The organism is Pseudomonas sp. GW822-FHT02E03 (assembly GCF_058802325.1).
Window position 1 is genome coordinate 84920 of the sequence record NZ_JBXAOA010000008.1, and the last position, 22652, is coordinate 107571.

General features: G+C 59.8%; 23 protein-coding genes and 1 riboswitch. Of the genes, 11 read left to right on the forward strand and 12 right to left on the reverse strand.

The genetic code is table 11. From position 1 onward, the window contains the following. Positions 1–6: 6 nt before the first annotated feature. From AC1RQB_RS08880 to AC1RQB_RS08890, 3 genes are read right to left on the reverse strand one after another with little or no spacing between them, the layout of a single operon-like run. Positions 7–795, reverse strand: a complete 789-nt coding sequence (locus AC1RQB_RS08880; protein ID WP_063342758.1) for an ABC transporter ATP-binding protein — start codon at positions 793–795, stop codon at positions 7–9. Continuing rightward, a complete protein-coding gene (locus AC1RQB_RS08885; RefSeq protein WP_063342759.1) occupies positions 792–1607 on the reverse strand; it encodes an ABC transporter permease in 816 nt (271 codons plus the stop codon). Before AC1RQB_RS08885 ends, AC1RQB_RS08880 begins: the two co-directional genes overlap by 4 nt. A gap of 17 nt (positions 1608–1624) precedes the next feature. Continuing rightward, entirely contained in the window at positions 1625–2692 is a 1068-nt protein-coding gene (locus tag AC1RQB_RS08890) for a putative urea ABC transporter substrate-binding protein (protein ID WP_008014821.1), read from the reverse strand. Positions 2693–2754: 62 nt separating this feature from the next. Then, positions 2755–2855, reverse strand: a riboswitch (guanidine-I (ykkC/yxkD leader). 284 nt (positions 2856–3139) lie between these two features. Between AC1RQB_RS08890 and AC1RQB_RS08895 the strand changes: the two genes are divergently transcribed. Further along, complete coding sequence (locus tag AC1RQB_RS08895; protein ID WP_007898589.1) at positions 3140–3379, forward strand: hypothetical protein; 240 nt, start codon at positions 3140–3142, stop codon at positions 3377–3379. A gap of 215 nt (positions 3380–3594) precedes the next feature. Then, positions 3595–4086, forward strand: coding sequence for a hypothetical protein (locus AC1RQB_RS08900; RefSeq protein ID WP_081235283.1), 492 nt, complete (start codon positions 3595–3597; stop codon positions 4084–4086). Between the two features lie 50 nt (positions 4087–4136). Here the strand turns inward: AC1RQB_RS08900 and dspII are convergent, their stop codons facing one another. Further along, the gene (dspII, locus tag AC1RQB_RS08905) at positions 4137–5249 is read right to left on the reverse strand and encodes an enoyl-CoA hydratase/isomerase DspII (protein WP_063342761.1); all 1113 of its coding nucleotides are present in this window, start codon (positions 5247–5249) and stop codon (positions 4137–4139) included. Between the two features lie 132 nt (positions 5250–5381). Between dspII and ung the strand changes: the two genes are divergently transcribed. Continuing rightward, positions 5382–6074, forward strand: coding sequence for a uracil-DNA glycosylase (ung, locus tag AC1RQB_RS08910; protein ID WP_063342762.1), 693 nt, complete (start codon positions 5382–5384; stop codon positions 6072–6074). Positions 6075–6189: 115 nt separating this feature from the next. Here the strand turns inward: ung and AC1RQB_RS08915 are convergent, their stop codons facing one another. Genes AC1RQB_RS08915 through AC1RQB_RS08935 form a run of 5 tightly spaced genes read right to left on the reverse strand, consistent with a single transcriptional unit; the run spans position 6190 to position 11564 of the window. Then, positions 6190–7230: an AbrB family transcriptional regulator gene (locus tag AC1RQB_RS08915; protein WP_007898602.1), complete on the reverse strand. Its 1041-nt coding sequence runs from the start codon at positions 7228–7230 to the stop codon at positions 6190–6192. Then, complete coding sequence (locus AC1RQB_RS08920) at positions 7223–8737, reverse strand: tripartite tricarboxylate transporter permease (RefSeq protein WP_008074482.1); 1515 nt, start codon at positions 8735–8737, stop codon at positions 7223–7225. Before AC1RQB_RS08920 ends, AC1RQB_RS08915 begins: the two co-directional genes overlap by 8 nt. 1 nt (position 8738) lies before the next feature. Further along, the gene (locus AC1RQB_RS08925) at positions 8739–9197 is read right to left on the reverse strand and encodes a tripartite tricarboxylate transporter TctB family protein (RefSeq protein ID WP_008074480.1); all 459 of its coding nucleotides are present in this window, start codon (positions 9195–9197) and stop codon (positions 8739–8741) included. Positions 9198–9255: 58 nt separating this feature from the next. After that, positions 9256–10233: a Bug family tripartite tricarboxylate transporter substrate binding protein gene (locus AC1RQB_RS08930; protein ID WP_007898608.1), complete on the reverse strand. Its 978-nt coding sequence runs from the start codon at positions 10231–10233 to the stop codon at positions 9256–9258. A gap of 38 nt (positions 10234–10271) precedes the next feature. Then, on the reverse strand, positions 10272–11564 hold the full coding sequence (locus AC1RQB_RS08935) for an OprD family porin (protein WP_063342763.1): 1293 nt from the start codon (positions 11562–11564) through the stop codon (positions 10272–10274). Between the two features lie 221 nt (positions 11565–11785). Here AC1RQB_RS08935 and AC1RQB_RS08940 point away from each other — a divergent pair, with 221 nt between their 5' ends. Then, entirely contained in the window at positions 11786–12457 is a 672-nt protein-coding gene (locus AC1RQB_RS08940) for a response regulator (protein ID WP_063342764.1), read from the forward strand. Then, positions 12450–13838: a sensor histidine kinase gene (locus tag AC1RQB_RS08945; protein WP_063342765.1), complete on the forward strand. Its 1389-nt coding sequence runs from the start codon at positions 12450–12452 to the stop codon at positions 13836–13838. The genes AC1RQB_RS08940 and AC1RQB_RS08945 overlap by 8 nt, the downstream gene beginning before the upstream one ends. 159 nt (positions 13839–13997) lie before the next feature. Here the strand turns inward: AC1RQB_RS08945 and AC1RQB_RS08950 are convergent, their stop codons facing one another. Continuing rightward, positions 13998–14819 (reverse strand): HDOD domain-containing protein, encoded by an 822-nt coding sequence (locus AC1RQB_RS08950; protein ID WP_008014843.1) that lies wholly within the window; start codon positions 14817–14819, stop codon positions 13998–14000. A 35-nt stretch (positions 14820–14854) separates the two neighbouring features. Then, positions 14855–15796, reverse strand: coding sequence for a CAF17-like 4Fe-4S cluster assembly/insertion protein YgfZ (ygfZ, locus tag AC1RQB_RS08955; RefSeq protein ID WP_063342766.1), 942 nt, complete (start codon positions 15794–15796; stop codon positions 14855–14857). 147 nt (positions 15797–15943) lie between these two features. Between ygfZ and AC1RQB_RS08960 the strand changes: the two genes are divergently transcribed. Further along, a complete protein-coding gene (locus AC1RQB_RS08960; RefSeq protein WP_007898624.1) occupies positions 15944–16198 on the forward strand; it encodes an FAD assembly factor SdhE in 255 nt (84 codons plus the stop codon). Beyond that, the gene (locus AC1RQB_RS08965; RefSeq protein WP_063342767.1) at positions 16182–16634 is read left to right on the forward strand and encodes a protein YgfX; all 453 of its coding nucleotides are present in this window, start codon (positions 16182–16184) and stop codon (positions 16632–16634) included. The genes AC1RQB_RS08960 and AC1RQB_RS08965 overlap by 17 nt, the downstream gene beginning before the upstream one ends. On the opposite strand, the gene nadB is transcribed toward AC1RQB_RS08965, so the two are convergent. Continuing rightward, positions 16603–18219 carry an L-aspartate oxidase gene (gene nadB / locus AC1RQB_RS08970; RefSeq protein ID WP_008074472.1) on the reverse strand — a complete coding sequence of 539 codons (1617 nt, stop codon included), beginning with the start codon at positions 18217–18219 and terminating at the stop codon, positions 16603–16605. The two genes, AC1RQB_RS08965 and nadB, sit on opposite strands and share 32 nt — an antisense overlap. A gap of 557 nt (positions 18220–18776) precedes the next feature. Between nadB and rpoE the strand changes: the two genes are divergently transcribed. The 4 genes from rpoE (at position 18777) to AC1RQB_RS08990 (ending at position 22621) form a co-directional block, all read left to right on the forward strand. Further along, entirely contained in the window at positions 18777–19358 is a 582-nt protein-coding gene (rpoE, locus tag AC1RQB_RS08975; RefSeq protein ID WP_003172477.1) for an RNA polymerase sigma factor RpoE/AlgU, read from the forward strand. Positions 19359–19388: 30 nt separating this feature from the next. Further along, a complete protein-coding gene (locus AC1RQB_RS08980; protein WP_007898648.1) occupies positions 19389–19976 on the forward strand; it encodes a sigma-E factor negative regulatory protein in 588 nt (195 codons plus the stop codon). An 8-nt stretch (positions 19977–19984) separates the two neighbouring features. After that, positions 19985–20947: a MucB/RseB C-terminal domain-containing protein gene (locus AC1RQB_RS08985; RefSeq protein ID WP_063342768.1), complete on the forward strand. Its 963-nt coding sequence runs from the start codon at positions 19985–19987 to the stop codon at positions 20945–20947. Between the two features lie 243 nt (positions 20948–21190). Next, a complete protein-coding gene (locus tag AC1RQB_RS08990; RefSeq protein ID WP_008014849.1) occupies positions 21191–22621 on the forward strand; it encodes a DegQ family serine endoprotease in 1431 nt (476 codons plus the stop codon). Positions 22622–22652: the final 31 nt, after the last annotated feature.

Consider the following 22652-nt stretch of genomic DNA (forward strand, 5'->3'; position numbering starts at 1 on the left):
ATCCTCTTAAGCGGTACGAAGCGTGCCTGCCAACTGAGCCGGCAGGGCGTCGACGGCGGCGCGATTGGCGCGGCGGTCGCTGTTCAAAGGGATGTCGTAGGTGATGCGTGCGCCATAGGCGCCGGGGGCGTGCGGGTCGATGCGGACTTTGTCGAACACCAGCAAACGGGTGCCGAGGCTGAAACCTTCGGACAGGTCATGGGTGACCATGAACACTGTCAGCTGGGTCTCGCGCCACAGTTCCAGCAGCAAGCCATGCATGTCCTTGCGGATGCCCGGATCGAGCGCGCCGAAGGGTTCGTCGAGCAGCAGCACGCGCGGCTTCATGATCAGCGCCTGGGCGATCGCCAGCCGCTGTTGCATACCGCCGGAGAGCTGCGCCGGGTACTTGTCCAGCGAGTGACCGAGGCCGACTTTGTGCAGCAACACTGAGGCTTGTTTGCGTGCGTCTTTTTTAGCGCTGCCGAACAACCGCCCAAGTAGCGGTGAACGCGGCAGTTCGAGGCCGAGGGCGACGTTGTCCAGCACCGTTAAATGCGGGAACACCGAGTAGCGCTGGAACACCACGCCGCGGCTCGAATCCGGTTCGCCAGCCAGTGCCTGACCGTCCAACAGAATCTCGCCGCGACTAGCGCGTTCCTGACCCAGTAATAGCCGCAGGAAAGTCGACTTGCCGCAACCCGACGCGCCGACCAAGGTGCAGAACTCACCCTCGTTGACGCTCAGGTTCAGCCCTTCAAGCACTACCTGATCGGCATATTGCTGCCAGACGTTTTTTACCGTGATGAAGCTCATGCGCGGGCCCCTTCATACCAAGGGAACGCCCGTTGGGTCAGGCGTTTCAGACCCCAGTCCATCAGCCAGGCGAGCAGGGTGATCCACACCACGTAGGGCAAAATCACGTCCATCGCCAGGTAGCGGCGCACCAGGAAAATCCGGTAGCCGAGACCATCGGTGGAGGCGATAGCTTCGGCAGCGATCAGGAACAACCACGCCGAACCCAGCATCAGTCGCAGCGAGATCAACAGGCGCGGCAACAATTGCGGCAGCACCACGCGCAGCATCAAGGTCCAGGTCGAAGCGCCAAGCGTCTGTGCCTTGATCAGCAACTCGACGGGAATTTCCCGGGCGCGCTGTTCCAGATCCCGGGCCAGGCACGGGGTGATGCCGATCACGATCAGCATCACTTTCGACAACTCCCCCAGCCCGAACACGATGAACAGAATCGGCAGGATCGCCAGTGGCGGCACCATCGACAGCACGGTGAGTACCGGCGACAACGGTGCGCCAAACAGCGGCAGGGTCCCGGCGGCGATGCCCAGGCACAGCCCGGTCAATGCACTGATGCCGAGGCCGATGGCCAGCCGTCGCAGGCTGGCGGCACTGTCTTGCCAGAGCAGGTATTCACCGGTGCGGGTGTCGGCGGTGAAGGCTAGGCGTTTCACTGCGTCAGTCATCTGCACGGCACTGGGCAGCAGTTTGTCGTTGGGGTTGTCCGTCAGCCGATCGGCCGAGCCCATGAAGTAGGCGAACAACACCAGGGCGAACGGCAGGATCACCAACAGCAGGCGACTCGGGCGATCCGGGTGGCGATTGATCAGGCGCATGGCCTAGTCCTCCGTTGTTACAACGTGGAGTCGGCAGCCATCTGCACATAGCTCGGGTCGAAGCGCAGCTTGAGGTTGGTCTTGTCGCCGCTGGTCACGCCATTGGCGAAGGCCATGCCGATGGCACTGGTGTCCTTGGCGCCTTCACCCAGCAAGCCGTGCTGGAACGAGAACTCGGCGACCTTGCGCATGGTGTCGGGCAGTTGCTTGCTGGTGGAAAACGCCAAGGCTTCCTGGGGGGTGGCGAACAGCTTGGTGGTGTCGAGTTGCGCCTGGAAACCGGCCAGGTCGGTGCCCGAGGCTTTGGCCATGTGTTCGAGGGCGGCTTTGCTGGCGGCGTTTTTGGCGTTCATTAATGCCACCACTTCGAACCAGGCGCCGGTCAGCGCTTTGCCCAGCGCCGGGTTGTCTTTGAGGGTGGCGCTGTTGACCACCATCATGTCCATGATTTCGCCGGGAACCTGGCTGGAGTTGAAGACTTCAGTCACGCCAGGCTTGGCCTTGATGTCCGAAAGCATCGGGTTCCAGGTGGTGACGGCGTTGACCTGATCGGTGTTGAAGGCGGCCGAAATGTCGGCGTCGGAAGTGTTGACCACTTTCAGGTCTTTCTCGGTGAGGTCCACCGAATCGAGTGCCCGGGCCAATAGATAGTGGGACACCGAGAGTTCAACCAGATTGACGTCCATGCCCTTGAGGTCGGCGACTTTCTTGCCTTCGCCTTTGAGCACGATGCCGTCGTTGCCGTTGGAGAAGTCGCTGACGATCAGCGCTGTGCTGTCGACGCCACCGGCCGCCGGAATGGTCAGCGCGTCCATGTTGGTCATGGTGCAGCCGTCGAACTGGCCGGCGGTGTATTGGTTGATGGATTCGACGTAATCGTTGAGCTGCACCACATCGATCTTGATGCCGTACTTTTTCGCCCATTTGTCGACGATGCCTTGGCTGCCGGCGTATTCCCAGGGCATCCAGCCGGCATAAATAGTCCAGCAGACGCTGAAATGGTCTTTTTGTGCGGCCTGGGACGAGACGCTCACGAGGGCTGCAAAAGCAGCGGCGAGCAGGGCGGGTAAACGAAGTCGGGACATGGTGTGGTTCTCCAGTTGATCAAGGGCGGACAGGAAGGCAGCGGCACCGCGAACGGTGGCTTGTCTCCCGGGCTTTTGTCCCGCCGTGTAACCTCAACTGGAGGTCGCCAACTCTCGGACCAGCCACTCGCGATAGCGAGCCGGAACCCTAGTCAGCCATTGCAAATTGTGGTGCCGCGAACCTGTGATGACTCCTGCACGCCTTTGGTTAAGCGAGAGCCGTGCCAAGTCGGCTTGAACCCTCTGGGTGGGGGCATGCAGGGAGGAGGGCGGATAAAGGGGGGGGGGCGCCTTGCCTTGTCATGGTGCGTTGGCGCGCAACCGTGCACCGTAGATGGACGGGCTGGCCGCTGATCTGAAGGTCGATACCGTCTGGCACTCGGTGCAGGTTTGAAAGTCAAAACAGGTGTCAGTCGACTGCTGTTGCAGGTCTTTCAGGAGGCCTCCATGTTCTGTCAAAAAAAGCTCCGCCAAATATTCCTCAGCGTGTGTTTTGGTTTGGGCCTGTCCGGCTGTTACTACTATGCAGGTGGCGCTGATATTTATCCGACACCCTATTACTATCCTGGCTATTACTACTCACCTTACTACTACGGCGGCCCGCGTTTTTACGGGGGCTATCGTTACTATTATTTCAGTGGTCCCCGCCATCACCATCGCGGTGGACACTATCGCGGGCACCGCTGATCAGCTCATTGGATACCACGGCGCATCCGGCTTCCCGGACGCGCCGTTTTTCTTATGGGAAAGATGAAAAACCTTTCATCGGCTACTTGTTTCAACGTGTTGCAGGAACGCACCAGATTCCGAATTCACTGTCTGATATTTCGACAGTCGCCGAACCATTGACTGTCGCCTGCCAGCGTCGCTGGCATGGCTCACTCGCGGTCCAGGAGGCCGCTATGCTCTGTCAAAAAAAGCTCCGCCAAATTCTGCTGATTGTTTTATCGGGATTGTCTCTTGGTGCATGCGTGCCCTATTCCGATGGAGGATCCAGCTACTACCGTTCCGAGGTCTACACATCCCCAGCGCCGTACTACTCCGGTGGCGGGTCTTACTACTCTGATGGCCGTTACTATTCGGCCCCGCGCAGGTATTACTCGCCGCCTGCACGGTATTACCAGCCATCGCCGCGTTATTACTACCAGCCGCGGGTTTATCAACCGGCACCGCGCTATTACCAGCCGGCGCCACGAGCTGACTACCGCGTCTACCAGAACCGTGGATGGGACCGTCATGACCGCGGCGGTTGGGACGGTCGTAACCGGGGCGATTGGGACGGCCGGAACCGAGGCGGCCGGGGCGATGGCTATCGAGGCCACAGGGATCACCGTGATGGAAGAGGCGATCACCGCGGTCGGGGCGATCACGATGGCCGAGACGGCCACCGTTAACCATTCAATTAAAAACGGCGCATGAAGCGCCGTTTTTTTGTGCCTGGATTTCAGTACTCAGACAGATCGGCCAGAGGGTGCCGACCTTCCCATACCTTGCGAAAATGCGCCTCCACCGCCGCTTCCGGCACATTGTTGATGTCCGGCCAGTGCCAGTGAGGTTTATGGTCCTTGTCGATCAACCGCGCGCGAACGCCCTCGCTGAACTCCGGATGACGGCAGCAATTGAGGCTCATGGTGTATTCCATCTGAAAGACTTGAGCCAACGATAAATGCCGGGCGCGAACGATCTGTTCCCACACCAGATGAGCGGTCAGGGGCGAGCCTTCAGCCATGGTTTTGGCGGCACGACCGAGCAGCGGGTCGGAATGATCGCGCAGCGCACTGATGGCCTTCCAGGCGCAACGAACGTCGCTGACATCCAACAGTTCGTCGATCAGCTCGCGTCGAGGCAACCACTGCGCTTGCGGCATCTGCGCGATCGCTTCCTGCTGCAAGGCCTTGAGCAGGCTGTTGAGCTGCATGGCTGTCTGTTCCTGCCAGTTCAATTGCAGCAAACCTTCGATCAGCTCATGCTGTTGATCATCGCGCAGGAAGCGGTCGGCGAGGTCCAGATCGATCGCATCGCGACCGTTCATCTGGGCGCCGGTCAGGCCCAGAAACAATCCGAGCTTGCCGGGCAACCGCGACAGAAACCAGCTGGCGCCGACGTCCGGGTACAAGCCGATGCCGATCTCCGGCATCGCCAGCCGGCTGCTTGGCGTGACGATCCGAATGCTCGCCCCTTGCAGCAGCCCCATGCCACCGCCCAGCACGTAACCATGCCCCCAGCAGATCAGCGGTTTTGGGTAGGTGTGCAGGTTGAAGTCGAGGCGATATTCTGCCGCAAAGAAGTGTGCAGCCAAGGGCGGCACTTCTCCGGGAAGGGCGCGACACGCCTCCACCAGGCTGCGTACTTCCCCGCCGGCGCAAAAAGCCTTGGTGCCATTGCCGCGCAGCAGCACGCAAACGATCTGTGGCTCCTTGGCCCAGGCGTCCAGTTGATCGCGCAGGGCGTTGATCATCGGCAAGGAGAGGGCGTTGAGGGACTTTTCGGCATCCAGGCTGGCGATGCCGATGCGTGCGCCGTCGGTGCCGGTGAGTTCTTCGAAGTGCAGATTCATCATGACCTCGATCGGTAAATTGAGCGTTTAGTATGATCGCTCTATAGGAAAGTGCCGGATCTGTATCAGATCAATTGACAAGGGAGATAGGGTTTCCTAGGGTTCGCCCCATTGTTTTTGCCGGATGTAACCATGACTGCTGACGACCGTATCAAACTCGAACCGAGCTGGAAGGAGGCATTGCGTGCCGAATTCGACCAGCCTTACATGGCAGAGTTGCGCACATTCCTGCAACAGGAGCGCGCGGCGGGCAAAGAGATCTATCCTCCCGGACCAATGATCTTCAACGCGCTCAATTCCACGCCGCTGGACAAGGTCAAAGTGGTCATTCTCGGTCAAGACCCTTACCACGGCCCGGGTCAGGCCCATGGGTTGTGCTTCTCGGTGCAACCAGGCGTACCGGCGCCGCCATCGCTGGTGAACATTTACAAAGAGTTGAAGCGCGATCTGAACATCGACATTCCCAGCCATGGCTACCTGCAGAGTTGGGCAGAGCAGGGCGTGTTGATGCTCAACACCACCATGACCGTGGAACGCGCGAATGCCAACGCCCATGCGGGCAAGGGCTGGCAGTACTTCACCGATCGGATTATCGAAGTGGTCAGCGAGCACCAGCCACATCTGGTATTCCTGCTGTGGGGCGCGCATGCCCAGAGCAAGCAGAAACTCATCGATGCCACCAAACACCTGGTGCTGACTTCGGTCCATCCGTCGCCGCTATCCGCCTATCGCGGCTTCCTCGGCTGCGGGCACTTCAGCCGGGCGAACAAGTTTCTGGAGCAGAATGGCGAGACGCCGATCGAGTGGCGATTGCCGTCGGTCTGAAGATTGCCTTCGCGGGCAAGCCTCGCTCCTACAGATTTTGTGCCGGACGCAAACCCGCGACTAGCCGAAATCCTGTAGGAGCGAGGCTTGCCCGCGAAGAAGGCGACTCGGTCTATCAGGGAGAATCCGGCTCCCGGTTCCAATACCGAAACAACGGCTCCGCCAGAAACAATACAAACAACAACCGCATCACCTGCATTGCCGTCACCAACGGTACCGACAATTGCAGGGTTTCTGCCGTCAAACTCATCTCGGCAATCCCGCCGGGCATCATGCCCAAGGTCAGCGAACGCAGATCCAGCTGAGTCAGCGCACTCAAACCCAATGCCGCCAGGGTTGCGATCAACATGGTCAACACCGTGCCGAGCAGGGTTCGGCCCATGAAGGACGGCGCCCGCCGGAAGAACTGCCGATTGAAGTGACACCCCAACCCGCTGCCAATCAGCCACTGGCCAATCTGACTGCCGCCATTGGGCAGACCGATGTGCAGGTCCCAACCAATGCTCACCGCCGCACTCACCAGCAACGGTCCGAACAGCCACGGATTGGGCTGGCGCAGACGTTGCCAGATCCAGGCGGCAAGGGCGCCCGCCGGGAACAGAATCGCCAGCCAGCGCCAGTCGACGCTGCCGGCATGGGCGATCGGCGCACCGTCGCCCAACAGATATTTGAACGCCGCCGGCACACACAGCACCACCACCAACACCCGCAAACTCTGCCCCGCCGCGACACGGCTGAGCACCGCGCCGTTGCGGGCGCCGAGGTTGACCATCTCCCCGGAGCCACCGGGCATGCTGGAAAAGAATGCGGTGGCGCGATCTTCCCCGGTACGCCGCATCAACCAGACCCCGACCACCGCGGACAGGCTAGTGACCAACGCACCGAAGAAGATCAGACCGAAGTGGCTCAACACCTGCTCCATCACCACCGGGGTGAAGTGCAGGCCGATGCCGATGCCGACGATCCACTGGCCGCACTTGCGCCCGCCAGGGATTTCCGCCAATTGCCAGGGAGTCAGGCAGCGCACCAGGATAATCGCCAGCAACGAGCCGACCATCCACGGTAGCGGCCAGCCGATCTGGCTGGCGAGGTAACCGCCCAGCAGACCGACCAGCGGTGTTCCCCACCAGCTTTTGAACGGGGTGCGATCAGACATCGGCGATAGCGCGCCGGGCGACTGCACGTTTGCGCCAGATCCGCAGCAGCGGCATCAGCAACATGATTGCAGTCAACACCCAGCAACCGAACGTGATTGGGCTCGACCAGAGGATTTCCAGCGCACCGTTGGAAATCGACAGGGCGCGACGCAGGTTTTGTTCCATCAGGCCACCGAGGATGAAGCCCAGCAGCACGGGCGACAACGGGAAGTCTAGCTTGCGCAAGATATAGCCGAAGATGCCGATGCCGATCATCAGGAACAGGTCGAACGTGGTGGCATGGACCGCGTAGACACCGATCCCGGTGATGATCGCGATCACCGGCACCAGTGCCCAGTTCGGCACAGCGAGGATGCGGGTAAAGATGCGGATCATCGGAATGTTGAGGATCACCAGCATCACGTTGGCGATGAACAACGACGCGATCAGGCCCCAGACGATATCCGGTTGCTGCTGGAACAACAGCGGGCCCGGGGTGATGTTGTACAGCGACAGTGCGCCGATCATCACCGCCGTGGTACCCGAACCCGGAACGCCGAGGGTCAGCATCGGTACGAGCGCACCGCAGGCGGCGCCACCGATGGCGGTTTCCGGCGCCGCGAGGCCGCGCATGTCGCCTTGTCCGAACGTGCCCTTGGCGCCGGCAATACGTTTCTCGGTCATGTAGGCCACAGCGCTGGCCAGCGTCGCACCGGCACCCGGCAACACGCCCATGATGAAGCCCAGTAAACCGCAACGGATGTTCACCACGAACACCGCCGAGGCTTCCTTGAAGTTGAACATCATGCGCCCGGTGGCTTTCACCGCTTCCTGGCCGCGGTGGGTTTTTTCCAGCAGCAGGAGGATTTCGCTGATGGAGAACAGGCCCAACACCAACACGACAAACTGAATGCCGTCCGTCAGGTGAATGTTATCCCCGGTGAAACGGTACACGCCGCTGTTGGCATCGATCCCGACGCTGGACAGAAACAGGCCGATCAGCGCTGCAATGAAGGTCTTGAGCGGTCGGTCGCCGGCCATGCCGCCGAGACACACAATCGCAAACACCATCAACACGAAATACTCCGCCGGTCCGAAGGCAATTGCCCACTTCGCCAGCAACGGGGCGAACAGCACCATGCCGCAGGTCGCGATGAACGCACCAATGAACGAACTCCACGCCGACAGCGACAGCGCTACACCGGCCAGGCCTTTGCGGGCCATCGGGTAACCGTCGAGGGTGGTCATTACGGTGGAGGCTTCGCCCGGAATGTTCAGCAGGATCGAGCTGATTCGGCCGCCGTATTCGCAACCCAGGTACACCGCCGCCAGCAGGATCAGCGCCGACTCCGGTGGCAGACCGAGGGCGAATGCGATCGGGATCAGCAACGCCACGCCATTGATCGGACCCAATCCGGGCAACAGCCCGACGACGGTGCCGATCAGGGTGCCGCACAGCGCGGTCACCAGGTTGTACGGGCTCAGCGCGACGCCGAAGCCCTGACCCAAATAGCCAAGAGTATCCATATCAGTTCTCCAGAACGTCGAGCACGCCCAGCGGCAGTGGCACGTCCATCAACTTGTCGAACAGCAGATAAAGACCGATGGCCATCAGGCTGATGATCACCGTACTGGGCAGCCAGCGGCCGCCATACAGGCGTGCCATCGGGACGCCGATCAGAATGCTGGCGACGATGAAACCAAGAGGTTCGAAGGTCCCGGCGAACACCAGCAACAGCAGCACACAGATGCCGATTTTGCTCAGGGTTTCGCGGTCCAGTTTCGGGTCATCGTCGCTGTGCACGATCGGCGCCGGTCGAAACACCATGTACAGCAACGCCAGGCCCATCAGGCCGAGCATTAGCAAAGGGAAGGCCCGAGGCCCGACCGGTTCGTAGGAAAAAGCCGCCTGATACGGCCATGCCATCAGGGCCAGGCCGATACAGGCCAGCAATAGCACCGAAGCAAAAATGCGTTGTATGAGCATGAGGAACTCCTGGGCCACGACCCCGAGAACCAGGGTCGTAGCCGCTAGACAGAGGCGATCACTGGATCAGGCCGAACTCTTTGGCCAGCACTTTGTAGTCCGCGACCTGCTTCTTCACGTAGGTGTCGAGCTCCGGGCCGGTCATGGCGAACGGGAACAGTTCACGCTGATCGCGCAGCTTGGCGAAGTCCTCGGAGGCGAGCAGTTTGTCGAAGGCGTCTTTCCACCAGGCGTAATCTTCGTCGCTGACTTTTGGCCCGAGGTAGAAGCCGCGAACCACCGGCCAGACGATGTCGTAGCCCTGCTCTTTAGCCGTCGGAATGTTTTTCATTTCCGGCTCGTCCAGACGCTTCTCGGAGAACACCGCGAGCAGACGCATGTCGCCGCTCTGGATGTGTGGCATGGAGTCGGAGATGTCGGTGCTGCCGACCTGGATGTGGCCACCGAGCAGGGCGGTGGCGATCTCACCACCGCCTTCGAGGGCGACATAACGCAGGTCGCGCGGGTTGATCCCGGCTGCCTTGGCGATCAGTGCGGTTTGCATCCAGTCCTGGCTGCCGACGGTGCCGCCGGAACCGATCACCACTTTGCTCGGATCTTTCTTCAGCGCCTGAACCAGATCGTCCAGGGTCTTGTAAGGCGAATCGCTTTTCACCGCGATGGCGCCATAGCTGGTGCCAACAGCGGCCAGCCAACGAACGTTGGTTTCATCGAAACGACCGAACTTGCCTTGCGCCAGGTTCAGCAGCGAACCGCTGGACCACGCCACCAGCGTGCCGGCATCGGCTGGACGCTGGGCGACCACCGCGTTGTACGCCACCGCGCCGACACCGCCGGGCATGTAGGTCACGCGCATCGGTTTGGTCAGCAGTTTTTCATTCACCAGCGCGCTTTGCGCCAGTTTGCAGGTCAGGTCGAAACCGCCGCCTGGCGAAGCCGGGGCGATGCATTCCGGACGTTTCGGTTCGGCCATCAATTGGCCGGCGAACAGCATGACGCCAGCGGCCAGAGCAACTTTACGCAGTGACAGGTTCATTCAAGTCTCCTTGGGATTTTTGTTATGGACGTACTGAATTACCAAAGGGCAACGCTATAGCTCACCAGCAGACGTACTTCATCGGCATCGCGAGCGGAATAGTTGGAACGGTAGGTGGCATTACGCAGGCGCACAGCGACGTCTTTCAGGGCGCCGCTTTGTACGACATATTTGATCTCGGTGTTGCGTTCCCACTCTTTGCCTTCATCACCGTTCTTGAGCTTGATGTTGTCACCGCTCAGGTAACGGCTCATGAAACTCAGGCCGGGAATGCCGAGTTTGGCGAAGTCATAGTCGTAACGTGCCTGCCAGGAACGTTCTTCGGCGCCGGCAAAATCATTGATTTGCACGAAGTTGACCAGGTACGGATCGCTGCCATCGACGTAGGGGAAGGCACTGTCACCGGACATGTGTTGATAGCCGGCGCTGAGTTTATGCCCGTTCAAGGCATAGCTCACCAGCCCGTTCAGGGATTGGTTGTCGATATTGCCGCCCCGGGCCGCGCCCTCGTCGTCACTGATGGCCAATCGCAGATCGGTTCCGAACGTGCCGGGGCCGAACGGTTGCGACGCGACAACGCCGATAAAGTGCTGGTTGTAGACTTCATCGAGTTGGGCGAAGTGGTAGCTGCCGGTGATCTTGTCGGTGAACTTGTAGTCCACGCCGCCAAAGTCAAAGTGCTTGCCGGCCACGGTACCGGCGAAGCGGCTGTTCTTGTTGTTGAGGGCGATGTCCTCGAAGTCGGTGCTGTCGCGGTCCTTGGCTTTCTCCAGCCGCCCGCCGGTGAAGGTCAGGTTCTTGATCTCTTTGGAGGTCAGCAGGCCGCCTTCAAAGGTCTGCGGCAGAATGCGCCCGTCGTTGGGTTTGAGGATCGGCAGTTCTGGAATCAGGCTGCCGATTTTCAGTTCCGTGGCGGAGATTTTCATTTTGCCGGTCAGGCCGAGCTTGGAATACTCGTCAGCCGCGCGACCGTCGTCATGGGTCGGCAACAGGCCGGTGCCGGTGCGATCCGGACTCGAATCGAGTTTTACCCCCAGCATGCCCAGCGCATCGACACCGAACCCCACGGTGCCGTCGGTGTAACCCGATTGCAGATTGAGCATGAACCCCTGGGCCCATTCGTCCCGCTTGGATTGCTGAGCGCTGGTGCCGTCGCGAAAGTCGCGGTTGAAATACATGTTGCGGGTTTCGAAGGTTGCCGTACTGTCTTCGAAGAAGGCAGCCTGGCTCAACGGCGAAAAGCCGGCGAGGGCGGCGGCACTGGCAAGGGCGGTGTGGCTGAGGCGGGAAAAACGAACAGGCGGGCGAGCCTGAAGCTGCATGGACAGCATGGTGACGTACTCCGTTTATTGTTCTTATTGGCGAAAACGCTTCGAGGCGTTTTTCGTACAGCGACGGCAGTCGAAACTGTCCGTGGCTGGACTCTAACCGGCCAACCTTTCGCTAACCTTTCAGCTGACTTTCACGGTTTTCGGGCTTCACAGCGACGGATGCGGCTGTAAACTCCGCGCCAAAGAATGGCGTCGACCATCCCTGAATGAGGTAAAGATCCATGCGTGTTCTGCTCGTCGAAGACCACCTGCAGCTTGCCGAAAGTGTCGCCCAGGCGCTCAAGGGCACCGGCCTGACCGTGGATGTGCTGCACGACGGTGTGGCAGCCGACCTGGCCTTGAGCAGCGAGGAATACGCCGTGGCGATCCTCGATGTCGGCCTGCCGCGCATGGATGGCTTCGAAGTGCTGGCGCGCTTGCGGGCCCGGGGCAAGAACCTGCCGGTGCTGATGCTGACCGCCCGCAGCGACGTCAAGGATCGGGTCCATGGCCTGAACCTTGGGGCTGACGATTACCTGGCCAAACCCTTCGAACTGACAGAGCTCGAAGCCCGGGTCAAAGCCTTGCTGCGCCGCAGTGTGCTTGGCGGTGAACGCCTGCAGCGTTGTGGCGTGCTGGCCTATGATCTGGACACCCGGCGCTTCACCCTTGGCGAAGAATTGCTGACCCTGACCTCCCGCGAGCAGGCGGTGCTCGAGGCCCTGATCGCCCGTCCCGGTCGGGTGATGAGCAAGGAACAACTGGCCGCCCAGGTTTTCGGTCTGGACGAGGAGGCCAGTCCCGATGCCATCGAAATCTATGTTCACCGCTTGCGCAAGAAACTCGACGGCCAGCCGGTGGCCATCGTGACCTTCCGCGGCCTTGGCTATCTGCTGGAAAGCCGCGATGCATAGGCTCAGCAGCCTGCGTTGGCGGTTGCTGTGGAACCTCGCGCTGCTGTTGGTGGTGTTGATGCTCGCCAGTGGTTTGAGCGCGTACTGGAACGGTCGCGAAGCCGCCGACACCGCTTATGACCGGACCTTGCTGGCCTCGGCGCGCACCATCGCCGCCGGCCTGTCCCAGCGCGACGGCAGCCTCAGCGCCAACGTGCCTTACGTGGCCCTCGATACATTCGCCTACGACAGCGCCGGGCGAATTTTTTACCTGGTCAACGACATCAACCAGAAACTGATCTCGGGCTACGAAAACCTGCCGGCACCGCCGCCGGGAACGCCGCGCACCGATGATTATCCGGCGCTGGCGCGTTTCTATAACGCCACTTATCAAGGGCAGAACGTGCGAGTGGTCAGCCTGCTCAAAGCGGTCAGCGAGCCGAACATGAACGGCATGGCGGAAATCCGCGTGGCGGAAACCGATGAGGCACGGGTCCGCATGGCTCGCAGCCTGATGGCCGACACCTTGTTGCGTCTGGGCATGTTGGCGATCGGTGCGCTGCTGCTGGTGTGGTTTGCGGTCAGTGCGGCGCTGCGTCCGCTGGAGCGCTTGCGCACGGCGGTGGAAGAACGTCAGCCCGATGACTTGCGACCCTTGCCCCTGGTGGAAGTGCAACATGAGTTGGGGCCACTGGTGCGTGCGCTCAATCACTTTACCGAGCGTTTGCGCGGACAGTTCGAGCGCCAGGCGCAGTTCATCGCTGACGCCGCCCACGAATTGCGTACTCCGTTAGCGGCGCTCAAGGCACGGCTCGAACTGGGCTTGCGCTCGAACGAACCCGACACCTGGCGCAGCACCCTGGAAACCGCCGCCCAAGGCACAGATCGCCTGACTCACCTGGCCAATCAATTGCTCTCGCTGGCCCGGGTCGAGAATGGCGCCCGGGCAATCGCCGAGGGCGGTGCGCAGTTGCTCGACCTCAGTCAGTTGGCCCGTGAGCTGGGCATGGCCATGGCGCCGTTGGCACATGCACGTGGCGTGGCGTTGGCGCTGGAAGCCGACGAACCGGTGTGGCTGCGTGGCGAGCCGACATTGTTGAATGAACTGTTGAGTAACCTGGTGGACAACGCGCTGGCCCACACGCCGCCGGGCGGCAATGTGATCTTGCGGGTCATGGCACCGGCGGTGCTGGAGGTTGAGGACGATGGCCCGGGAATTCCCCTTGAAGAGCGGGATCGGGTGTTCGAGCGTTTTTATCGACGTAACGAGCAGGTCGCCGGATCGGGACTTGGATTGGCCATCGTCGGCGAGATCTGCCGCGCCCACCTGGCACAGATCAGCCTGCATGATGGCGAGCGGGCGGGGTTGAAGGTGCGGGTGAGTTTTATCGCAGGAGAGTGAACACAGGACCTGTGGCGAGGGAGCTTGCTCCCGCTGGGCTGCGAAGCAGCCCCAAAACCATACACCGCAGTATTTCAGTTAAACCGTGTTGTCTGGATTACGACTGCTGCGCAGCCGAGCGGGAGCAAGCTCCCTCGCCACAGTTGCTCGTGCTCACAATCAGTAAAACATCGACCGAGACTCTTCCAGATCCTTGCACATCGCCTTGTTCTCCGGATCGATCCCCAGCTTCTTGAAGGCCGGTACGCTGAATGGATCAATACGGGCCAGTGGATGATCGGTGTCCTTGTGGCAATACAGGCTGGCCACTTGCACCAGATCGACATAATCGACCCGTTCCGATTGCCGCTTGAAATCCAGATACAGCCCCGGCAATTGCACCAGCATTTCCGGAAACTCCCAGACCCTGAGCAATTTATCGCCGAGCAGCGGGTGAATCCGGTCGATCACATGGTTGAGGCTGACCGGGTCAGACAGCAATTCATAGTGATCTTCGGCGTAGGTCAGGATTGGCAGTACACCAATCTGATGCACGAGCCCGCCGAGCGCCGCCTGATCGGGCTTGAGTTGCGTATAACTGCGGCACAACGCGTAGCTGACACCGGCGATTTCCAGGCTTTTGCGCCAGACTTCGCGCATTTTCTGTTCCACCACTTCGGAACGGGCGTTGAAAATCTGTTCCATCACCAGGCCGATGGCCAGGTTGCTGCTGTAATTGACGCCCAGCCGGGTGATGGCCGTGTGCAAATCAGTCACTTCCTGGGTCGCGCGCAGCAACGGGCTGTTGACCACTTTGATCAGGCGCGCCGACAGCGCGGTATCGCGGCCAATCACTTTGCTCAGTGTGCTGACACTGATTTCCGGGTCTTCGGCGGCCTTGCGAATCTGCAGGGCCACTTCCGGTAACGTTGGCAGAACCAGGTCATCGTTATCGATGGCCTCAACCAAATCCTGTTGGACCTTATCCGCCAGCTCGCTCATTTCTTTTCTCTAGGGTATTGCGACAAGTACTGCTGTTAACGCTGGATTTCGCGATCGCGATCCAGTTGGTAAGGCAGGTCGAGCAGATGCAGGCCCGGACCTTCGAGTGCGCCAAGGTGCAGGTTGCCATCTTCTGCAGCTTCGGCTTGCAGCACGGCCAGGAGTTCAATGTTTTGCTCGGCGCGGGCGGCCAGCACCACTTCACCGATCGAACTGCCGTGGGTCGGGGAGAACAGTTGGGTGCCGGGCTCCGGTAATTCGCTGGCTTCCAGCTGCAGGCGATACAGACGGCGCTTGAGCTTGCCCAGGTACTGCATGCGCGCGACGATTTCCTGTCCGGTGTAGCAACCTTTCTTGAAACTCACGCCACCGACCGCTTGCAGGTTGAGCATCTGCGGGATGAACAGCTCGCGGGTGCTCGGCATGACCTGACCGATCCCGGCGCGGATCTGGCCCAGCAGCCATTGATTCAACTCACCTTCGGCCAACAGAGCGGACAGCTTGCCCTTGATGGTGTCGGCTTGATCGGCACGAACCCAGAGTTCAGCGCGATCCGGCGAGACGCGAAGGGCAACCAGGCCGTCATTGCGCACCACGCTGTCGGTTTCTGCCGGTAGTTCCAGGCCCAGGCTGGTCAGTGCCGCATCGCCATGCTCAAGGCCAAAGCGAACCCAGCAGGCACTTTCATCGGTCAGTTTCGACTTGGAGAACACCGCGTACTTTTTCAGGTCCGCCAGTTGCGGCTCCAGCAGCTCGCTGGCCATTGCCATGAGCACACCGTCGCCTTCCAGCAGAATGCGGAAACTCGACTGCATCCGGCCTTTCTGCGTGCAACGCGCGCCAAGGCTGGCCTGGGTGTCGCTCAGGTAATTAAGGTTGCAAGTCAATTGGCCTTGCAGGAATTTGCCGGCATCCGCGCCGCGTACCGCGAGAACGCCTTCGTGAGACAGGGTGCAGAAAAAAGCAGAATCGGCCATGGGTCATCGCAGGGTAAAGAGTCCGATGGACATCATAAGGGGGCGCCCATGAAATGGGTAGTTCACAAAGGATCGATGGGGCGACCAAAGCCGACTGTTCGAGCGGGCCCGGGGCTGTATACTTGCCGCCTATTTGAGGAGCGCTCCATGGTCGAAGATGTTGAACTGAATCGCCTCTACTGGCACAGCCGCCGCGGCATGCTTGAGCTTGACGTGTTGCTGGTGCCGTTTGTGAAAGAGGTTTACCCGCACCTCAACGAGGTCGATCGCGCGTGCTACGTCAGGCTGCTCGAATGCGAAGATCAGGACATGTTTGGCTGGTTCATGGAGCGTGCCGAGTCGGAAGATCCGGAGCTTCAGCGCATGGTTCGCATGATCCTGGATCGTGTCCAGCCCAAGTAACGTGTTCGAATGCCGCTGGCATGCCTCACGGCAGTTGCTGGCGGCGTATCTTCTGGCCCAGCTTTTCGCGCTGGGTTCGTTGTTTCTTCTTTCCATACCGGTCTGGGCCAGTTTGCTCGGCGCTTTTTGCTGTCTGGCTCATGGCGTCTGGGCATTGCCGCGACAGATTTTGCTGACACACCCGCAGGCGTTTAGCGGCTTGCGTCGCGATGCCGATGGCTGGCAGTTGTGGAATCAGGCGGTGGGTTGGCAGCCCGTGCAGCTGCGGCCGGACAGTCTGGCGTTGCCATTGATTGTGGTACTGCGTTTTCGTCTGCGCGATGAGCGACGGATCAGGGCGATCTGTGTGCCGCGCGATTCGCAGGCGGCGGATGTGCACCGACGCCTGCGGGTTCGGCTCAAGTTCAGTCGGCGTAGGTGGGCGGCACCAGAATAGTATCCAGGGCGACCGGCAACATGTTCGGATAGTCGAGGGTGTAATGCAGGCCGCGACTTTCCTTGCGCTCCATGGCTGACCGGATCATCAGGTCTGCTACCTGAGCAAGGTTGCGCAGCTCGATCAAATCCCGGCTGACCTTGTAGTTACTGTAGAACTCGTCGATTTCGTCCAGCAACAGTTGCACTCGGTGCTGAGCCCGTTGCAGGCGCTTGTTGGTGCGCACGATGCCGACGTAGTCCCACATGAAACGCCGCAGTTCATCCCAGTTGTGCGCAATGATCACGTCTTCGTCCGAATCGGTGACCTGGCTCGCATCCCAAACGGGCAGGGCGGTTGGAATCGATACTTCTGGCAACTGCTCAAGAATGTCCGCCGCCGCCGAACGAGCGTAAACGAAACACTCCAGCAGCGAGTTGCTGGCCATGCGGTTGGCGCCATGCAGGCCGGTGAAGCTGGTTTCGCCAATCGCATACAGGCCCGGCACATCGGTGCGCCCCCGCTGATCGACCATCACGCCGCCGCAGGTGTAGTGCGCCGCCGGTACCACCGGGATCGGTTGCTTGGTGATATCGATGGAGAATTCCAGGCAGCGCTCATAGACCGTCGGGAAGTGCGTCTTGATGAAGTCTTCGGGCTTGTGGCTGATATCCAGGTAGACGCAGTCGATACCCAAGCGCTTCATCTCATGGTCGATGGCGCGGGCGACGATGTCCCGTGGTGCCAGCTCGGCCCGTGGGTCGAAACGCTGCATGAAGCGCTCACCGTTGGGCAGCTTCAGGTGGCCACCTTCGCCGCGCAGGGCTTCGGTGATCAGGAAGCTCTTGGCTTGCGGGTGATAAAGGCAGGTGGGGTGGAACTGGTTGAACTCCAGGTTCGCCACCCGGCAGCCCGAACGCCAGGCCATGGCGATACCATCACCGCAAGCACCGTCGGGGTTGCTGGTATAGAGGTAGACTTTTGCCGCGCCGCCCGAGGCAAGGATCACGAAGCGTGCGCCGTAGGTATCGACTTCACCGGTACCGCGGTTGAGCACATAGGCGCCGAGGCAACGGTCGCCTTCAAGACCCAGGCGCTTTTCGGTGATCAGGTCGACCGCGACCCGCTGCTCCAGCAGTTCGATGTTGGGACGCTGCTTGGCCTGATCGAGCAGGGTTCTGAAGATCGCCGCGCCCGTCGCATCGGCAGCGTGGATGATGCGCCGATGGCTGTGACCGCCTTCGCGAGTCAGGTGAAACTCGAAACCACCATCTTCGGTGCCGGACTGTTCATCGCGGGTAAAGGGCACGCCTTGGTCGATCAGCCATTGAATCGCCTCTCTGCTGTGCTCGACAGTAAAGCGCACAGCGTCTTCATGGCACAGGCCACCGCCGGCGTTGAGGGTGTCATCGACATGGGATTCGACAGTGTCAGTGTCATCCAGAACGGCAGCGACACCGCCCTGGGCCCAGAAGGTCGAGCCATTGGCGAGGTCGCCTTTGCTCAATACGGCGATGCGCAAATGACCGGGCAAGGTCAGCGCAAGGCTCAAGCCGGCAGCACCGCTGCCAATTACCAGAACATCGTGTTGAAACTGTTGGCTCATTTCAGGATTCCGCTCAAAGCGACCCGGGACGGGGTTGGCGCAAGACAGCTGGATCGGCGAGTCAAGACAGCCACACAGCCCACTAGTATATAGAGGGGGGGAGCGGCACAATAGCCGGGCTCACATGGCATTGTGAAACTACTGTGACGGAAAAGGCTGGGCGCTTCGTCGGAAGTTTTTTTGACGGCTTCGGCGACAAGGCAACTGTATCGTGGATTTAACAGTCTTTTTCTCTTCACAGTTGCGCAATGCCGGTTTCGGGCAGCTATAAATATGGAACTTTTGCCAAAGGCTCAAGATCAATAGACGGTTGCCTGAAACAAGGGACAGTGTCGGCTTCGGTGCGGGACTTGCGGTTGGGTCCTTGCTGACGAATCCGATGACAAGATTATTCGCGCAGCCGGGTTATCCCGCGCTGCGCTTTTCGTGCGTGCCAAATCAGAGCGCGCCGGAAACTTGCTTGAAGGGGGAGAACTTTTGCGAAAAGCCCGAGTCTATGTTTGCAAGTCTGGTCGTTCAGTAATGCAAGCCTCCTTCGAGCTTATCGAGGAGTGTTCATGCTAACCCAGGAAGAGGATCAGCAGCTGGTCGAGCGCGTTCAACGCGGCGACAAGCGAGCTTTCGATCTGCTAGTGCTGAAATACCAGCACAAAATTCTCGGGTTGATCGTGCGGTTCGTGCACGACACCCATGAAGCCCAGGATGTCGCACAGGAAGCCTTTATCAAGGCATACCGTGCACTTGGTAATTTTCGCGGAGACAGCGCGTTTTATACGTGGCTTTACCGCATCGCCATCAACACGGCGAAAAACTATCTGGTTTCACGCGGCCGCCGGCCGCCGGATAGCGATGTCAGTTCCGAGGATGCAGAGTTCTACGACGGCGATCATGGCCTCAAGGATCTCGAGTCGCCAGAACGTGCATTGCTGCGGGATGAGATCGAAGGCACCGTCCATCGAACCATTCAGCAACTGCCAGAAGATTTGCGTACGGCTTTAACTTTACGTGAATTCGATGGTCTGAGTTACGAGGACATTGCCAGCGTCATGCAGTGTCCGGTGGGTACCGTGCGCTCCCGGATTTTCCGCGCCCGGGAAGCCATCGATAAAGCCCTGCAGCCGTTGTTGCAGGAAAACTGAGACAGCGGCGACAGCCAAGAGAGGAACGCCATGAGTCGTGAAGCCCTGCAGGAATCGCTGTCCGCAGTGATGGATAACGAAGCGGACGAATTGGAATTGCGTCGGGTGTTGAATGCCTTCGACGATGTTGAAACCCGCGATACCTGGGCTCGTTACCAGATCGCTCGGGCAGTTATGCACAAAGATTTGTTGCTTCCTCGTCTGGACATCGCTGCGGCAGTCTCTGCTGCGCTGGCTGACGAAGCCGTACCGGCAAAAGCTTCTCGCGGTCCATGGCGCAGCCTGGGTCGTCTGGCAGTTGCTGCTTCGGTGACCGTTGCCGTGCTGGCGGGTGTTCGTCTGTACAACCAGGACGAGATCGCCGGTGTCGAGTTGGCCCAGCAATCCAGTCAACCGGGTCTGACCGCTCCTCAGGTCAAGGGTCCCGCTGTATTGGCAGGCTACAATGAGAGTTCGGAAGCCACTGGCCCTATGGCCAACGGCGTATTGCAAGGTCAGCCAGGCTGGCACGATCAGCGTCTGCCAGGTTACTTGCGCCAACATGCTCAACAGGCTGCATTGAAAGGTACTGAGAGCGCTCTGCCTTACGCTCGTGCAGCAAGTCTGGAAAACCGTTAAGGAGGATCATGCGCGCCATACCTCTACTTACGCTTCTGCTCAGCGGCTGGTTTGTTGTTCCAGCCCACGCCGATGAAGCCCAGGACTGGCTGAAGCGTCTGGGACAGGCGGAGCAAACGCAGAGCTTCCACGGTACTTTCGTCTACGAGCGTAACGGTAGTTTCTCTACCCATAACATCTGGCATCGCGTCCAGGATGGCAAGGTCCGCGAGCGTTTACTCCAGCTCGACGGCTCGGCACAGGAAGTCGTGCGCATTGATGGGCATACTCAATGCGTGAGCGGCACCCTGATAGCAGGGCTGGGGGACTCACCCAACTCCACCGCTCGTGCACTCGATCCACAAAAGCTAAAGAATTGGTATGACCTTGCCGTCATTGGCAAGTCGCGTGTGGCCGGGCGTGCGGCGGTGATCGTGTCGTTAAAGCCTCGCGATCAGCATCGTTACGGTTTTGAGCTGCATCTGGACAAGGAAACCGGTTTGCCGTTGAAGTCATTGTTGCTCAATGACAAAGGGCAACTGCTGGAGCGGTTCCAGTTCACCCGACTGGATACTGCCGAGGTGCCTTCCGACAGCGATTTGCAGGCAGGCCCTGATTGCAAAACCATTACCCTCGACAGTGACAAGGCTTCCGCCGTCAAAACTGCGCAGGTCTGGCATTCGGACTGGTTACCGGCAGGTTTCGAGCTGACCAGCAGTACCTCTCACAAGGACCCGGAGACCAAAGCCCAGGTCAACAGTCTGATGTTCGACGACGGTCTGGCCCGATTCTCGGTATTCCTTGAGCCGTTGAATGGCGCAACAGTCACTGATACGCGCACCCAGCTGGGGCCAACCGTTGCTGTCTCCCGGCGATTGACTACACCGCAAGGCGAGATGATGGTGACCGTGGTCGGTGAAATACCGATTGGCACCGCCGAACGGATTGCGCTGTCTATGCGCAACGATGCCGCGGCTACCAGCAAGCAGTGAGCTGATCAGCCTCGCCCATCTGGGGCTGGTTGGAGCGGGGATCGGTAATGGCTGTCGCGCCATTAATGTCTCGAAATGTTTTGCCGAGCATTTTCATTTGCAAATATCCCGAAAATTTTTTATAGGTCAGAGCCCCCTCGGCTCTGGCCTTGTTTGTTGTTCCCGGAACAAAAATACCGGCGTATCGTTTCCGGTGTTCCTTGCTCCATATCGCTTAACCATGCTCGTCGTAACGGGAGCCGTATGTCGATACCACGCTTGAAGTCTTATCTCTCCATTTTTGCCACCGTGCTAGTGCTCGGTCAGGCGGTCGCTGCGCAAGCGGTCGAGTTGCCTGACTTCACGCAGTTGGTCGAGCAAGCCTCGCCCGCGGTGGTTAACATCAGTACTACCCAGAAGTTGCCGGACCGTAAGGTGTCCAGCGAACAAATGCCTGACCTTGAAGGCTTGCCGCCGATGCTGCGCGAGTTCTTTGAACGGGGCATGCCGCAGCAGCCGCGTTCCCCCCGTGGCGATCGTCAGCGTGAAGCGCAATCCCTGGGCTCGGGCTTTATCATTTCGTCCGACGGTTACATCCTGACCAACAACCATGTGATTGCCGATGCCGACGAGATTCTCGTGCGCCTCGCCGATCGCAGTGAGTTGAAGGCCAAGCTGATCGGTACCGATCCGCGCTCCGACGTTGCTTTGCTGAAAATCGAAGGCAAGGACCTGCCGGTTCTGAAGCTTGGCAAGTCGCAGGACCTGAAAGCCGGTCAGTGGGTCGTGGCCATCGGTTCGCCGTTCGGCTTTGATCACACGGTGACCCAAGGTATCGTCAGCGCCATCGGCCGTAGCCTGCCAAACGAAAACTATGTGCCGTTCATCCAGACCGACGTGCCAATCAACCCGGGCAACTCCGGTGGTCCGCTGTTCAACCTGGCCGGTGAAGTGGTCGGCATCAACTCGCAGATCTACACCCGTTCCGGCGGCTTCATGGGCGTGTCGTTCGCGATCCCTATCGATGTGGCGATGGACGTTTCCAATCAGCTGAAAAGCGGCGGTAAAGTCAGTCGTGGCTGGTTGGGCGTAGTCATCCAGGAAGTGAACAAGGATCTGGCCGAGTCGTTCGGTCTCGAGAAGCCGGCCGGTGCGCTGGTGGCTCAGATCCAGGATGATGGTCCGGCTGCCAAGGGTGGTCTGCAAGTGGGTGACGTGATCCTCAGCATGAACGGTCAACCGATCGTCATGTCCGCCGATCTGCCGCACCTGGTAGGCGCGCTGAAGGCTGGCTCGAAAGCCGATCTTGAAGTGATCCGCGAAGGCAAGCGCAAGAACGTCGAGCTGACCGTCGGCGCTATCCCTGAGGAAGGCAAAGAGCTGGAAGCCCTGCCTAAATCCAGCGTCGAGCGCAGCAGCAATCGCCTGGGTGTTTCCGTGGCCGAGTTGACCGAAGAACAGAAGAAAACCCTCGACCTCAAGGGTGGCGTGGTTATCAAGGAAGTTCAGGATGGCCCTGCTGCCCTGATCGGCTTGCAGCCGGGCGACGTGATCACTCACCTGAACAACCAGGCGATTGGCTCCTCCAAGGAGTTCACGGACATTGCCAAGGCACTGCCGAAGAACCGCTCGGTGTCGATGCGGGTTCTGCGTCAAGGTCGCGCCAGCTTCATCACCTTCAAACTTGCTGAATAAACCGGTTGTCGGCTGAATAAAAAACCGCCTC

Bases quoted from the DNA above. Each gene is read 5' to 3' on its own strand.
- AC1RQB_RS08890 (WP_008014821.1), bottom strand. From the start codon at position 2,692: ATGTCCCGACTTCGTTTACCCGCCCTGCTCGCCGCTGCTTTTGCAGCC.
- AC1RQB_RS08935 (WP_063342763.1), bottom strand. From the start codon at position 11,564: ATGCTGTCCATGCAGCTTCAGGCTCGCCCGCCTGTTCGTTTTTCCCGC.
- dspII (WP_063342761.1), bottom strand. From the start codon at position 5,249: ATGAATCTGCACTTCGAAGAACTCACCGGCACCGACGGCGCACGCATC.
- AC1RQB_RS08925 (WP_008074480.1), bottom strand. From the start codon at position 9,197: ATGCTCATACAACGCATTTTTGCTTCGGTGCTATTGCTGGCCTGTATC.
- AC1RQB_RS08900 (WP_081235283.1), top strand. From the start codon at position 3,595: ATGCTCTGTCAAAAAAAGCTCCGCCAAATTCTGCTGATTGTTTTATCG.
- ygfZ (WP_063342766.1), bottom strand. From the start codon at position 15,796: ATGGCCGATTCTGCTTTTTTCTGCACCCTGTCTCACGAAGGCGTTCTC.
- AC1RQB_RS08920 (WP_008074482.1), bottom strand. From the start codon at position 8,737: ATGGATACTCTTGGCTATTTGGGTCAGGGCTTCGGCGTCGCGCTGAGC.
- AC1RQB_RS08880 (WP_063342758.1), bottom strand. From the start codon at position 795: ATGAGCTTCATCACGGTAAAAAACGTCTGGCAGCAATATGCCGATCAG.
- nadB (WP_008074472.1), bottom strand. From the start codon at position 18,219: ATGAGCCAACAGTTTCAACACGATGTTCTGGTAATTGGCAGCGGTGCT.
- AC1RQB_RS08885 (WP_063342759.1), bottom strand. From the start codon at position 1,607: ATGCGCCTGATCAATCGCCACCCGGATCGCCCGAGTCGCCTGCTGTTG.
- AC1RQB_RS08960 (WP_007898624.1), top strand. From the start codon at position 15,944: ATGGTCGAAGATGTTGAACTGAATCGCCTCTACTGGCACAGCCGCCGC.
- AC1RQB_RS08985 (WP_063342768.1), top strand. From the start codon at position 19,985: ATGCGCGCCATACCTCTACTTACGCTTCTGCTCAGCGGCTGGTTTGTT.
- AC1RQB_RS08895 (WP_007898589.1), top strand. From the start codon at position 3,140: ATGTTCTGTCAAAAAAAGCTCCGCCAAATATTCCTCAGCGTGTGTTTT.
- AC1RQB_RS08930 (WP_007898608.1), bottom strand. From the start codon at position 10,233: ATGAACCTGTCACTGCGTAAAGTTGCTCTGGCCGCTGGCGTCATGCTG.
- AC1RQB_RS08945 (WP_063342765.1), top strand. From the start codon at position 12,450: ATGCATAGGCTCAGCAGCCTGCGTTGGCGGTTGCTGTGGAACCTCGCG.
- AC1RQB_RS08980 (WP_007898648.1), top strand. From the start codon at position 19,389: ATGAGTCGTGAAGCCCTGCAGGAATCGCTGTCCGCAGTGATGGATAAC.
- ung (WP_063342762.1), top strand. From the start codon at position 5,382: ATGACTGCTGACGACCGTATCAAACTCGAACCGAGCTGGAAGGAGGCA.
- AC1RQB_RS08990 (WP_008014849.1), top strand. From the start codon at position 21,191: ATGTCGATACCACGCTTGAAGTCTTATCTCTCCATTTTTGCCACCGTG.
- AC1RQB_RS08915 (WP_007898602.1), bottom strand. From the start codon at position 7,230: ATGTCTGATCGCACCCCGTTCAAAAGCTGGTGGGGAACACCGCTGGTC.
- AC1RQB_RS08940 (WP_063342764.1), top strand. From the start codon at position 11,786: ATGCGTGTTCTGCTCGTCGAAGACCACCTGCAGCTTGCCGAAAGTGTC.
- AC1RQB_RS08950 (WP_008014843.1), bottom strand. From the start codon at position 14,819: ATGAGCGAGCTGGCGGATAAGGTCCAACAGGATTTGGTTGAGGCCATC.
- rpoE (WP_003172477.1), top strand. From the start codon at position 18,777: ATGCTAACCCAGGAAGAGGATCAGCAGCTGGTCGAGCGCGTTCAACGC.